The sequence below is a fragment of the Picrophilus oshimae DSM 9789 genome (assembly GCF_900176435.1).
GTDB lineage: Archaea > Thermoplasmatota > Thermoplasmata > Thermoplasmatales > Thermoplasmataceae > Picrophilus > Picrophilus oshimae.
In genome coordinates, this window is the sequence record NZ_FWYE01000002.1 from 308,917 (window position 1) to 322,449 (window position 13,533).

Annotated in this window: 14 protein-coding genes; 8 read left to right on the forward strand and 6 right to left on the reverse strand. The window is 36.5% G+C overall.

From position 1 onward, the window contains the following. Window positions 1-10 precede the first annotated feature (10 nt). The 5 genes from dph5 (at window position 11) to B8780_RS05115 (ending at window position 5,762) form a co-directional block, all read left to right on the forward strand. Window positions 11-760 (forward strand): diphthine synthase, encoded by a 750-nt coding sequence (dph5, locus tag B8780_RS05095; protein ID WP_084272882.1) that lies wholly within the window; start codon window positions 11-13, stop codon window positions 758-760. A 56-nt stretch (window positions 761-816) separates the two neighbouring features. Continuing rightward, window positions 817-2,151 carry a serine--tRNA ligase gene (gene serS, locus B8780_RS05100; protein ID WP_084272883.1) on the forward strand — a complete coding sequence of 445 codons (1,335 nt, stop codon included), beginning with the start codon at window positions 817-819 and terminating at the stop codon, window positions 2,149-2,151. Further along, the gene (locus tag B8780_RS05105) at window positions 2,141-3,259 is read left to right on the forward strand and encodes a mechanosensitive ion channel domain-containing protein (RefSeq protein ID WP_084272884.1); all 1,119 of its coding nucleotides are present in this window, start codon (window positions 2,141-2,143) and stop codon (window positions 3,257-3,259) included. Before serS ends, B8780_RS05105 begins: the two co-directional genes overlap by 11 nt. Before the next feature lie 79 nt (window positions 3,260-3,338). Continuing rightward, entirely contained in the window at window positions 3,339-4,505 is a 1,167-nt protein-coding gene (locus B8780_RS05110; protein ID WP_084272885.1) for an AAA family ATPase, read from the forward strand. A gap of 3 nt (window positions 4,506-4,508) precedes the next feature. Next, window positions 4,509-5,762, forward strand: a complete 1,254-nt coding sequence (locus tag B8780_RS05115; protein ID WP_011178030.1) for a vWA domain-containing protein — start codon at window positions 4,509-4,511, stop codon at window positions 5,760-5,762. Here B8780_RS05115 and B8780_RS05120 read toward each other — a convergent pair. Together B8780_RS05120 and B8780_RS05125 are read right to left on the reverse strand one after the other, a co-directional pair. Continuing rightward, a complete protein-coding gene (locus B8780_RS05120; protein ID WP_084272886.1) occupies window positions 5,754-6,215 on the reverse strand; it encodes a helical membrane plugin domain-containing protein in 462 nt (153 codons plus the stop codon). The two genes, B8780_RS05115 and B8780_RS05120, sit on opposite strands and share 9 nt — an antisense overlap. 9 nt (window positions 6,216-6,224) lie before the next feature. Then, complete coding sequence (locus B8780_RS05125) at window positions 6,225-7,355, reverse strand: NAD(P)/FAD-dependent oxidoreductase (protein WP_084272887.1); 1,131 nt, start codon at window positions 7,353-7,355, stop codon at window positions 6,225-6,227. Window positions 7,356-7,470: 115 nt separating this feature from the next. On the opposite strand from B8780_RS05125, the gene B8780_RS05130 reads away from it, so the two are divergent. After that, the gene (locus B8780_RS05130; RefSeq protein WP_011178027.1) at window positions 7,471-8,388 is read left to right on the forward strand and encodes a bifunctional phosphoglucose/phosphomannose isomerase; all 918 of its coding nucleotides are present in this window, start codon (window positions 7,471-7,473) and stop codon (window positions 8,386-8,388) included. On the opposite strand, the gene rqcH is transcribed toward B8780_RS05130, so the two are convergent. Further along, the gene (gene rqcH / locus B8780_RS05135; RefSeq protein ID WP_011178026.1) at window positions 8,385-10,220 is read right to left on the reverse strand and encodes a ribosome rescue protein RqcH; all 1,836 of its coding nucleotides are present in this window, start codon (window positions 10,218-10,220) and stop codon (window positions 8,385-8,387) included. The genes B8780_RS05130 and rqcH overlap by 4 nt on opposite strands. An 82-nt stretch (window positions 10,221-10,302) precedes the next feature. Here rqcH and B8780_RS05140 point away from each other — a divergent pair, with 82 nt between their 5' ends. Both B8780_RS05140 and B8780_RS05145 read left to right on the forward strand, forming a co-directional pair. Beyond that, window positions 10,303-10,911 carry an alpha/beta fold hydrolase gene (locus tag B8780_RS05140; protein WP_011178025.1) on the forward strand — a complete coding sequence of 203 codons (609 nt, stop codon included), beginning with the start codon at window positions 10,303-10,305 and terminating at the stop codon, window positions 10,909-10,911. An 80-nt stretch (window positions 10,912-10,991) separates the two neighbouring features. After that, on the forward strand, window positions 10,992-11,783 hold the full coding sequence (locus B8780_RS05145) for a sulfite exporter TauE/SafE family protein (protein WP_011178024.1): 792 nt from the start codon (window positions 10,992-10,994) through the stop codon (window positions 11,781-11,783). Between the two features lie 3 nt (window positions 11,784-11,786). On the opposite strand, the gene B8780_RS05150 is transcribed toward B8780_RS05145, so the two are convergent. From B8780_RS05150 to B8780_RS05160, 3 genes are read right to left on the reverse strand one after another with little or no spacing between them, the layout of a single operon-like run. Then, the gene (locus tag B8780_RS05150; RefSeq protein WP_011178023.1) at window positions 11,787-12,602 is read right to left on the reverse strand and encodes a DNA-directed RNA polymerase subunit D; all 816 of its coding nucleotides are present in this window, start codon (window positions 12,600-12,602) and stop codon (window positions 11,787-11,789) included. Then, complete coding sequence (locus tag B8780_RS05155; RefSeq protein WP_011178022.1) at window positions 12,602-12,985, reverse strand: 30S ribosomal protein S11; 384 nt, start codon at window positions 12,983-12,985, stop codon at window positions 12,602-12,604. Before B8780_RS05155 ends, B8780_RS05150 begins: the two co-directional genes overlap by 1 nt. Beyond that, complete coding sequence (locus tag B8780_RS05160; protein ID WP_011178021.1) at window positions 12,978-13,529, reverse strand: 30S ribosomal protein S4; 552 nt, start codon at window positions 13,527-13,529, stop codon at window positions 12,978-12,980. Before B8780_RS05160 ends, B8780_RS05155 begins: the two co-directional genes overlap by 8 nt. Window positions 13,530-13,533 lie beyond the last annotated feature (4 nt).

Here is a 13,533-nt window from a genome sequence, read left to right on the forward strand (position 1 = left end):
ATTAAATATTATTGGTATTGGTCTCCGTGGGATAAACAGCATTACCATGGAGATGTACGATGTAATAAAAAAGAGTGATCTTGTTTATTTTGATATTTATACATCGATATCACCTGATAAAACCTTCGAGGATTTAATAAAAATAAATGCAAATACTTTAAAGGCAACAAGGGATGTTCTTGAAAACGAGGGTCCTATAATAGAAAGGGCTGTAACAGAGAATATTACAATAGTTGTGACCGGTGATGCACTATCAGCAACGACACATAACCAGATAAGAAGAAGTGCCATTGAAAAGGGCATTGATGTGAATATCTATGAAAATGCATCTATAATAACGGCCTTCCCATCAAGAACCGGGCTTTTTATATACAGGTTTGGAAGCATTGTATCAATGCCATTTACATCTGATAAATTCTTTCCATTGAGCGTCTATGATAAAATATACAAAAATTACATTAATAATATGCATACCTTAATCCTTCTTGATTTAAAGGATGGCAGAACAATGCCTATAAACGATGCGTTAAACAATCTTCTTGCCATGGAGGATAAAAAACATAAAGGCCTGATAAGGGAAGATACATTGCTGTTTGCCGGTATTAAAATAGGATCATGTTATGAAAAGATATATTTTTCGAATATATCAAAAATGCTTGAACTTGACATTGAGGATTCGCCGGCATCAATAATAATACCGGCAGAATTAAATGAAATCGAGCTCGAATTTGCAAGATCGTTCTGCATAAATGTGTTTTGATATTTTATATTAATTTAAAACGAAAATAATATTTATAATAATTTGTTTACCAGATAATGATTGATATAAAGCTTTTGAGGCTTAACAGCGAAATATTTTATAAATCGTGCAGGGATCGCGGGTTTGATACCAGGATCCTTGATGAGTTCTTTGAGCTTGATAATGAATGGAAGGAAAATTTAAAGCAATTGAACAATATAAAGCACGATAAAAATAGCATAACAATGGAAATATCAAGGAGAATAAAGGCCGGGGATGATATAAATGATTTAAAGTTAAAGGTTGAATCATTGAACATTGATATACAAAGGCTTGAGGGCAGGCAGAATGAAATAGATGTAAAAAGAAACGAGATTTTAAGGTTGATACCAAACCTGCTTGCAGATGATGTGCCGAGATGCTTTGGCGATGAGAACAACAGGCTTGTAAGATATTATGGAAGGGCCAGGGTGTTTTCTGATGATGTAAAATACTTCATTGAAAACAGTGGCTCCGGAGATTACGAGGAGATTGATTACAGGCCAAAAAGCCACGTTGATTTAATATCTGAGCTTAATCTTGCTGATATAGAAAGGGCCGGCAAGATAGCAGGTGCAAGATTCTATTTTCTAAAGAACAGGCTCTTCAAACTTGAGCTTGCATTGATAAATTACGCTGTTGACTTTTTATCGCAGCGTGGCTACACGGTACTTGAGCCACCATTCATGATAAATTACAAATCAATGTCAGGCGCAACCGATATAGAGACCTTTAAGGATACACTTTATAAAATAGAGGGGGACGATCTTTATTTAATAGCAACAGCAGAGCATCCAATTGCATCCATGCTTCAGGATGAGATATTAATGGAGGATGAGCTGCCAATAAGGGTCAGCGGCGTATCACCATGCTTTAGACGTGAGGCGGGTGCACATGGCAAGGATACAAAGGGCATATTCAGGGTGCACCAGTTCAATAAAATAGAGCAGTTTGTATTTTGCAAGCCCGAGGATTCATGGGATTTCTTTGATGAGCTTGTAAGGAATTCAGAGGATATATACAAAAGCCTTAAGATACCATACAGGGTTGTAAACGTATGCTCCGGTGAGCTTGGCAACCTTGCAGCAAAAAAGTATGATATCGAGGCATGGTTTCCGGCACAGGGCAAATTCAGGGAGATTGTTTCCGCATCAAACGATACAGATTACCAGGCAAGATCCCTTAACATAAAATACAGGTCAAGGGATGGCAACAGGTTTGTTCACACATTAAACAGCACGGCGATAGCCACCGAGAGGATACTTGTTGCAATTATGGAAAATTTCCAGGATCGTAATGGAAAGGTAATAAAAATACCAGAGGCCCTTATTCCGTATACTGGTTTTTCCGAGATAGGTGGTGATGACAATTAATCGCGGAAGAAACGAGATAATAAAGATAATAGCAGAGATAATAATAGGCATTGCATTAACAATAGCAGTTGGCTTTATAATAGATTACATAATAACAGCGTTTTTACCGCATTATATATCATATGAAAAACTTATAAATGAGGGTGTACGCGCAATAATAGTCTTTGTTATAGGCTTCATGATAGCAAGCTCCTTTATAAAATACATAGAATTGAGAATAAAAACAACAAAGGCAAGCCTTTATGGCATAGCACTTATCGTAAGGATAGTAATCTATGTAATATTAATAGCAATAGTTCTTACAATATTCCATGTCAGCGTTACAGGAATACTTGCAGGCAGTGCCATAGGCGGTGTCGTTTTAGGTCTTGCAGTTCAAACCATTGCAACAAACCTTCTTTCAGGGCTTTTTGTATCATCAACCAGCACGCTTAAATACGGTGACGTTTTAACAGTTAATTCATGGGTCTGGAGTGTAAACACAACAGGTAAGATCATCGAGGTGAAAACGCTTTTTTCCAAGATGCTAACAAAGGACGGAAACATCATAAGCATGCCAAACTCAGCCCTTTTAGGAAGCAGTGTCATAGTAGAATACAAGGATAATGATGGTTATTATAACTATCCAATAGATATAACTCTAAACGCAGATGTCCCGCTGGACCTTGTAATATCAAGAGCATTGAAGACAATTGACAATACAAGATTTTATATATCATCAAAGAACGGGTCAACAAACACAATACATGTAATAATAAGGTTCAGGGATGTCACAGAAATAAATGATATGATTGATAATATAAACAGGATTATAGACAGAGCATACTGGGATGTAAAGAACAACATGGTTTTGTTCGGCCCCTATGCAACGGCAATTAGTGATGATTATTACAAAATCCTGGTATCGCTGCCTGCAGATGTATCTCCGGGAAGAATTATAGAAGGTGCAGGTGGCCTTGGCATAGAATTATACCTGGTATCAAAGAACAGTTCAACAAATGTTTACATGGCAAAATTTAGATCATCCAGGGGTATGGAGTTTGATATAAGCGATGTTAATACAAGGATAGATGATCTATATCAGAAGCTAAAAAAGGAGAATAATTAACGATATATTTAAAATGTTTTTTATAAATTCAGAAAAAAATACAAAAATATTATATTCAAATATTGTTATGTATAATTAAATGAACAGGCTGGATAAGATAAACCGTGTCAAGATGTATTTATTAAATACATTTGTTGGCAGGGAGGATGTCATAAATGGTGTTCTCGCTGGAATTATATCCGGGGAACCGACGTTATTGATCGGCCCACCAGGAACTGCAAAGACATCAATAATTGATACATTGAGCAGGCTTGTAAGTGCAAAGTATTTTTATTATTTATTAACAAAATTCACTGAACCGGAGGAATTACTTGGGCCAATAGATATAAATGCATTAAAGAATGGTGAGTATAAAAACATAACAAGGGGTAAGCCGCCTGATGCAAACATAATATTTTTGGATGAGGTTTTTAAGGCAAGCTCTGCAATAAGAAACACACTTTTGGACATTATGTTAAATAAAAGAATACCAAATGGCAATTCAATGGTTAATCTCGATATACTCGGAATATATTCGGCAAGCAATGAGGTTACAAATGACGAGGAGGATATGGCACTGTTTGACAGGTATCCAATAAAGATATTTCATAACTATATAGAAAAGACGCTTATGGACTCGCTTTTAATAAAGGGAATAGAGATCATGGAGAGGCCCGAGAATGTATCTCCTTTAATAACAATAGATGATTTAAAGGATTTGCAAAATGATGTTATATCAAGATTGTCAAAATTTAAAAATGATGGTCATGAACTATTAAACAGGTACACGGACGCATTATTACAGCTTGAGGAAAACAATGTGGTTTTCAGTGATAGAAGAAAGATAAAGATATTAAAGATAGCCGCCGCCTTCAGCATATTAATGAATTCAAATGAGATTACAGGTAATGATATAGCCATGGCAATGAGGTACAGTATCGACAGCGAGGAGGATATGCCAAAAATTGATGCAGCAATAATGGAATCAAAACTTGAAAATAAATCAGAACTTGTTCAGAAGGCAACAACGATAATAGAGGAGACAAGGAGCCTGATATCAAATACCGAGGCATGCATACAGAAGAATTCACCTTACAAGGAGGTCGTTGATAATCTGGATCTGCTGGCAATATACATCAGAAAGCTACAGGAGCTTGAGGCGGATCTTTCCGGTGATACAAATCCATATCATCAAAATGTTTTATCCAAGATAGATAGCACAATAGAGTATGCAAAAAATAAATATGAAAAATTAAAAGTGATGTAAACCATGTTCAACTCAAATATAACAGGAATAGATACGTCAAGCAGCCTTTACAGAATAACAAGGGAAAGAATACCAAGACATATAAAAATTAATAACAGCATGGAAGAAAGGATAAAAACCGCGGCTGCAGATTTATACTTTTTATATTATTCAAATATAACAAGACTGGCAAATGATAATAATAATGATGCTTTTCTTGAGGCCGCAAGGGAAAAGATGAAAAAATACACAGAAACACCAGAATTTAAAAGGGTTAAGAACTATTCATATTTAAATGACAAGGTATCAATGATATACAGCATAAGCTTTGTAAAGGCATTGGGTGATGAAATTAAAAAGGCCGAGAGCTCTGGCAGGGGCTCAATGGATGGTAAAAAGGCCCAGGAGATAATAGAAAGGGCGTTAAAGGAATCTGAAAGAATAGGCGACAGGGCAAGGGATGTGAACAATCTTTTAAAGGGAAACAATCCTGGTGGAAAACTTGCTGATAAAAAGGATGGCACACTTGACAATGTTCTTGATCTTACAGATAAGATAATAAAGGTTGACAATTCAGAGAAGATAATAACAATGGCAACAAATTTAATAGATATAATGCCAAAGTTTACAAGGGTTATGAAGAATAAAAATAACCTTGGAGAGCTTGGTGGGTATTACAAAACAAGGAATATTCTTCATGCAATACCAAGGGAGGTTGCCATGCCAGATGAGATCTTTTATTCAAAGCTGGCCAGCGGATTTACTGCCAGGGAAAAGGTGATAAACAGCGAGGGCTCTTATTATATCCTTTTGGACAAGAGCGGGAGCATGTACGAGGGTACCAAAACGGTCTGGTCAAGATCTGTTGCACTGGCACTTTACAGGCTTGCCACAATAAAAAAGAGGAAGTACTTTCTTAGGTTCTTTGACAACAAGCCGCATGAGGTTCTTACAAGACCATATGATATAATAAATAATATATTAACTGTTGAGGCAAATAAGGGAACATGCATAGAGTGCGCAATCACAACAGCGATAGATGATATAAAATCAAACAGGCACCTTGATACAAATACAATTATAATAATAACCGACGGTGAGGATCATGTTAATAAAAACCAGCTTAAATTAATGTTAAAAAAGTACAATATAAGATTAATAAGCGTTATGATAAACGGAAGTAACGATGATCTAAAAAATATATCAGATGTTTACATGTCCGCTGCCCTGACAAGGGAGGGGGCAATAAATCTTATAAATGTGGCCAGGTCACTTTAATTTTTTTACCGAATCGCCAATAATTTTTAATGCATCAAATATTCCGTTTAATGCTGCCGAGATCTCCGGGTCCTTTAACATGGACATCAGTTTAAATATTGATATGGGCTGGCCTGATGATGTGCCATCAATCATTGATTGCGCAATGCCTGATGAATTATATCCTATAATTTTTATAATCTCGGACATGTTTGGTTCAGCGAGCATGTAAATGATTGAATTTAAGGTGCCATATGCCCTGAAGATTATATCAAGGTAATCCTTTGATGTGACACTTTTTACAAGAAAATCAAGGTTGTCAGGTAATATTCCCTCAATGGTCTTAAGAGCATCAATTAACCCTGAATCCCTTAACTTTGAGATCAAATTAAAGATTTCGTATATAATATCCTTATTTTCACTGATTTTTGATACAATATCCATCATATCTGAGAAATCAAGTTCTTCCTTCATGATATCACCTCATAAAACACCATGTATTATTGATGAAAAATAAACATTGGCTGATATATATTTTAAATAATAATCCATAAAGCTGGAAAACTTTGCCATGGGCTTTGAGTCATAATTGAATGAAAGTGTCAGACCGGTATGGTTATCGACGACAGAGCTGCAGCCAAGATAACCATCAAAGTAATCTTCCGGTGTTAGGCCAGAGGTCTCAGAGGCTATGCGCCTTGCAAGGTATGATGCCTGGGAGTGCCCAAAGGCACCAACCTTCAGCATGAAGTTTGCGGCATCGCCTATGACAAATAGGTTATCATAGTTCTTGTAGTTTAATTTGTATTTATCAACGTCGACATAGCCATTATCATTTGCCAGTCCGGAATCTATTAAGAACCTCTGGCCATGGTGCACCGGTATAAGTACCAGATGATCAAACTTTATGCTTTCACCGTTCTTTGATGTTAATATATTCTTTTCACGATCTATCGAGTCTGATTGAAATTTGCCATGAAAGTCTATGTTTTCATCTGAGAGCCTTTTTATTATCATGCCTGAAAGTTCATTAAATGGCAGTGCACCGTCCATGGGCGATACAACCGTGATTTTGACGCTGTTTTCAAGATGCCTCTTCCTTAAAAAGAGTTTTAATTCAAAGGCAAATTCGTATGGTGCCATGGGGCACTGGAAGGGAAGGCTCGCAGGCCCTATGACCACGTTTCCTGATTTTATGTTTTTTAGCTCCTCCCTGAGCTTTAGTGCGTTGTTAAGATCGTAGAAATGAAGGACACTATCGCTGTAACCCTTTATTTCACCAGTTGATAAACGATCCCCGGTTGCTATGACCAGATAATCATATTCTATGATCCTGTTATTATCGAGTTTTACATAATGGTCGTCCGGATTTATTAACGTTGCCAGTGCCTTTATCCTTTCTATGCCATGGTGAATTAACGAATCCGTGTTTCTTACCGTTTCGTGGTAATCTATATCATTAAATGGTATTAAAACACCATCAGGTTTAAAATACGTTTTTGTTGAATTACCTATCAATGTTATCTTTACATCATTTATATTCGTATGCATCCTCAATTTATTTGCAAATATTAACCCGGCGTTTGCATCGCCAATTACCACAACCCGAAACATAGATTAAAAATACATTGTAATATTAAATACTTCCTTTTTAAAATCATGTATTCATATTTAATTTTATTTATAATAAAAATATCAAAATTTTTATCCTATTTTGTATTTATACCACATGGCTTTTATAAACGAGATTAAATCATTAAAGGATCAGATAAAGTTTGATAAGAGGTTTGATATAAATTACGACTTTGATAATATTGTTATATCAGGCATGGGTGGTTCAGGCATAGCTGGCAGGATATTCCAGGAGTGCTATACAAAAAAACCTGTTTTTTCAATAAGTGATTATGATATACCTGATTTTGTTAATGACAGAACATTATTCATTGCAATGAGCTATTCAGGAAACACAGAGGAGACAATAAGCACGGTTGAACAGGCCATGAAAAGGAATGCAAATATCTTTGCGGTAACATCAGGAGGCAAACTTGCATCCATTGTTAAAGATTATATAGAGATACCAGGAGGTATGCAGCCAAGATCTGCACTTGGATACATGATTATGCCGCTTTTTAACACGTTCCTGGATATAAGCGATGACGATAAAAATAATGCATATAATACACTGAATAACATGGATCAGAACCATGACGATATAAGAAAGGAGGCATATAAAATATATGAGAACAGCTACATGCCTGTCATATACGGCAGCGCCCCATACAGCTGGGTTGCCTACCGCTGGAAGACCCAGTTCAATGAGAATTCAAAGATACTTGCATATTCAAATTACTTTCCAGAGCTGAATCATAACGATACAATGGCATTAAAGAATACATATAGAAAGGAACGCTTTGTCTTTTACGTCCTGGGATCATCAAGACCAAGAATAAAACAGAGAATAAATATAACAAAGGAGATAACAGATACCGAGTTCAATATAATAGATATTGATTCTGATAATTACCTGGAAAAATTGTTTTATTTAATACACTACGGAGATTACATAAGTTATGAGCTTGCAATGATAAGAAACATCGATCCAATGGATGTTTCCACAATAGAGGAATTAAAGAAGAGGCTTGATTAATTCAGCATATTTTTTTCCTCTATTATTTCTGAACCACCTGGAGGTAGTATTGATTCTATTTCATTTTGATCTATGTTAAGTATCGATGCTATCTCGGACGCTACACTGCTCCTTTTTTTGCTGCCCGGCGATATTACAACGTAACTGCCAGTTACCTCTGTTTCCACAGGACATATCATTGCAAGTTTGTTTCCCTTGTACTCTATTACAGTTATTTTTAATTTTAATGGCAGATCAAAGATGTAATTGCGCTTTCCGCGTATAACCCATGAGCCCTTTGATATAAATTCTCCTGATTCTGGTGTTTTGCTCACCTGTGATGGATACACCCAGTATGCTGTTCCGGATCCTATTCCGGCAGGCCAGGCTCTTGAAAATGATATTGCAAAGATGCATGCCTCCCTTATTGTCCGTTCATCTATGGTGTTTCCCTCTGATTTTATTAATGTGCTTGGTGCGCCGTATAGATCGGCATGAACATATATATCATTTTCTTCCATGTGCTTTTTTATTAATGATTCATTCGTCTTGGCGTCACGGCCTGCGAGCACCATAAAGTTGTTTGATGAGAAGAACCAGTGATATGTCTCAAACCAGTACCTGGGCCTTTTTTTGACCTCTGTTCTGTTTTTCTCCTTTTCGTATAACCTCATGGATTCCTCAATGGCCCTTTTTGCGCCCTCTATCTTATTTTTGTAATCCTTTGCAGTATCAAAGATGATGTTTAGGTTCTCACCTGCGGATTTTGTATAGTTGATCCTGATTAAATCATCATCCATTTTTATTTCAAATGTTTTCTTTTCAGGTCTGATATTTGTTATTTCAATATTATTATAATTAAAATCCTTTAAATTATTTGATTTAACATTTGATCTTACCATCTCTATTATTTTTGATAAATTCGATAAATTTTCGCTTAAGAATCTTCCATAGTTCATGTACTTTTCCCTTAACCTTTCAAATTCCTCTATGCTGCGCCTCTGTGATTCTATCCTCTTTTCAAGCTGGCTCTGGCCTTTTTCCTCTGGCTTTGTGTTCTTTATCTGGTAAACTATGCCATCGTTAAAATCGTCAAAGACCCTGCTTGGTTCCTCCCTTATGTGGAACATTCTAACAGGCGATAGAATCTGCTCTGGTTCATAGTAATAACCCTTGTTTTCCTTTGTTTCATTTAAAATATCGTTTAACATTGAATATATATTATTTACATCATTTTTTAAATCCTGCGGCATGGCATTTTTATCTATATTAAGCCTGTAGAGAACCTCCTCTGCAAGATCGCCTCCAAGGTTTGCCCTGGTTGCCAGTGTCTTTACAATTGAGGCTTTGCTGGACATTAATATGTCATAGAATGTTTTTTCATCGTATAATGGATTAAAATTTACCGGCGGTATGTACGGCTCGCCAACAATAATCTTTCTTGATTTATATATATGGTGATCCAGTGCAAAACTGATTATATTATTCTCTGTGATTATTATATTTCCCTTTGAGAACAGTTCCACTATAATTTCCTGGCCGGTGTGAAGCGTTATCTTTAAAACCCTGTCAAAATTTATCTGCTCTATTTTTATTATCCTCTTCTCTGATGCATACTTTCTAAGCGTCATTGCTGTTAAGCTTGCCGATTCAGGTTTTTCAGCATCATAGAATGCAATTCCCCTTGATAATGAGATAAACAGCTCCTTTTTCTTTATATCAGATCTGTAAATTTGGAATATGAAGTCTGTTTCATTTAACTGATAGATCTTTTTTATATACGAATTTTCTATATCATTTTTATATATATTAATAAATGCATAGAAATCAAGAGATGATTCCTTTGATTGCATGCCTCTTTATTGAATATACATTATTAAACATATTTTTTATTTAAAGTAGATAAAAATATTAATTTTGCCTTAATTAACCATTATGGAAGTTGAGGAAAAAAATATAGAAATCGGTGGAAAAAATGTGTTTTACCTTGCATATGAGAGGAATTTGCAGAGAAATTTCATACTTATGAGCGATGAGAAGCACACAGCATATGACTGGGCAGGTATAGATGCATTAAGAAAGATTGGCCAGTTTGGATACAACGTTTACGCAATAGACTATCCCGGCTTTGGGAGGTCAGAAAAAAATGATGATTACAACTTTGGCTCAAATCCTGAGAAGGGCTCCAAATTTATAGATGATTTTTCAAATGCACTCTTCCTATACTCGGTAAACATCATTGCACCATCTGTATCTGCTGGCTCGGCACTAAAGGCATTGATTGACCTGCCAAAAATAGATTCTGTAATAATCATAGGCGGTATAGGCGTTGACCATATATTAAACGAGCTCAGCAGGATTGAGAAACCTGTTTTAATTTTATGGGGTGGAAATGATAATACGGTTCCAATACAGCATGGATACAGATACCATGATTTGATAGCCACCTCAAAGTTTGTAAAGATAGATAATTCCGGGCATTCACCGGAGTTTGAAAAACCGGACCAGTTCTTTAACATTTTAAAAAATTTCATAAAAAAATGATATAAGAAAAATTTTCAATAAATATGATTTTTTAGTTACATATATGATAAAATACTTATATAAACACGCAATACCGAATTATGGAAATTACGATAATAATGTATATATTATCGATCATCTCTGGAATACTGGTTGGCTTCAGCCTTGGTTTAATAGGCGGCGGGGGATCAATACTTGCCGTTCCATTGCTAATATACTTTGTTGGGCTTGGTGTTGAGAACACACATCTTGCAATAGGAACAACGGCTTTGGCTGTTGGAATAAATGCATTTATAAACTTTTACCAGCATCTAAGAAAAAAGAATGCCAATTTAAAAATAGGTGGTTTCTTTGCATTGATCGGTGTTATTGGTGTTATTATAGGATCATTGCTTGGTCTTATAATAAAGGGAAGCAGCCTTTTGTTTTTGTTTTCATTCCTGATGATGGGCATAGGCATATACATGTATATAAGCAAGTGCCGTTCATTACCATCAAAGGACTGCAAGGAGCTTGTAAAGGAAACAAAGTATTCAAAGGTTTCATTATTTTCCATAATAGTGGGCTTTGCCTCGGGTTTCTTTGGCATAGGCGGTGGCTTTCTAATCGTTCCAGGGCTTTTAACCTCAACAAAGATAAAGATCAGTGCCGCAATAGGAACTTCCTTGCTTGCGGTCGGAACCTTTGGCGTTGTAACGGCCGCAAATTACGCAATACATGGTGAGGTTCTCTTTGGAATAGCCGCAGCGTACATAATCGGTGGTATAGGCGGTGGCTATTTTGGAACAAAGATAAGCACGAGCATACCAAAGGTAACATTAAGAAAGATATTTTCAATAATAATAATTATAGTTGGTATATACGTTGCTGTAACCTCATATAGAGGTTTTTAAATTTTATTCTGACAGGCTTTCCATTAAATTATTGAAGCGTTCTTTTAATCTTTTAAGTGCATAATCCAGCGTTTCTATTGCTGTTAATGAGCCGTCTGTCTCGAATTGGAATATGAATTTTGTATCATCCTCGGTTATTGTTACACCTGATTTTTCATCAAAGAGCTGCTGCAGGTATCTGCATTCAACATCATCTGTGAACGTTATTTCATTTTCATTCTCTGATATAACAGATTTTGGGCATTTATCCTTATAAAAAGACCAGTTTTCAAGCTCGTTCTTGTTTATTTTAAATTCCCTATGATATTTGTATGAAACACCTGAGGTCACCTGCCACTTTGCATGATCCTTACCACGGCCCATTATTGCCTCGCATGTAACAAGCATTGCCTGTCCCTTTTTTAATTTAACTATTGGTATCATTGGATCTACTGGCTTTAAATCAGGATTGTTTATTGGTATTAAATCAGATGAGAAGACGTCTGCTGGACCAAGCTTGTTTATTGAGTATTTAACAGTGCACAGATCACAGCCCTCACCATTGCATGAGCATTGATCACGGAAGTTCATCTTTAGATCTGTTTTAAGCGGTATCAGTCCAAGCCTCAGTGCAACAACCTCATCAAATAATGGCAGCGATGAATCGTAAACGTTCCCTTCCGAGTCCCTTATCTCACCATGGTGAAATACAACATTTTCTATTGCAAGCTTTGGTATATCGTTTATCAGGGTGCGCCTTATTGAATTTGCTATTGCCGGTGTTATACCGCTTATAGAAAATTTTATATAATTATCTTTAAGCTCAATTATATCAAGCATTAAACTCTCCTTCCCCTTCTGCCACCTTTCTTTTTAGTGCCATCATGGGGTATTGGTGTTACCTCCTCTATTCTTAATATTTTAAAACCTGCCCTTGAGAGCGCCCTTATTGCTGACTGTGCTCCTGGGCCTGGTATCTTCGATTTGCTTCCTCCTGGTGCACGGACCCTTATTATAAGATCTGTTATTTCCCTCTCCCTGAGCTTTTCAGAGACCATGTCTGCCGCCCTCATGGCAGCGTAAGGGCTTGCCTCATCCCTGTCGTTTTTGACAACCATGCCGCCGCTTGATTTTGCTATCGTTTCGGCGCCTGTTGGATCTGTTACAAGTATTATTGTGTTGTTCTGTGATGCATATATATGTGCTATTCCTGTCTTATTCATTCTCTTCCTCCTTTGTTCCTGACATTTCCATTCTCAACGGATGGTTCTCATCCGTGAACGGTGATGTTTCATTATATGTTATTGAGTCCTCCATGGATTTCTCAACCATAAAGCTTGGTATGGTTACAACACGGTCATTTACCTTTATATGGCCATGGGTTATAAACTGCCTTGCCTGTTTCATGGTCAGCGCAAGGTTCTTCTTGTAAACAAGCGTTTCAAGCCTTCTTTCAAGTATATCCTCAATGTTTAATGATAAAACATCATCCAGCGTTGCGTTTTCGCCAAGCAGATTTAACCTTGAAAGCTTGCCTATAAGAAGCTGGAACTGTTTTATTGCCAGCGGATCATTGTATCTCAGCTTTGCCTGCAGTGTCCTTGCCTGTGTTCTGAAATTGGTAAGTATCGTCTGTGCCCTCCAGAGCTCCCTCTTATTTTTTAAACCATATTTTATAAGAAGCTGCCTTTCTGCATCTATCCTGTCCTTTTCCCATGGATGCCTTGGGGTTGAATACTTCTTCCTTTGAAACTTCTGGTCTCCCATGAAA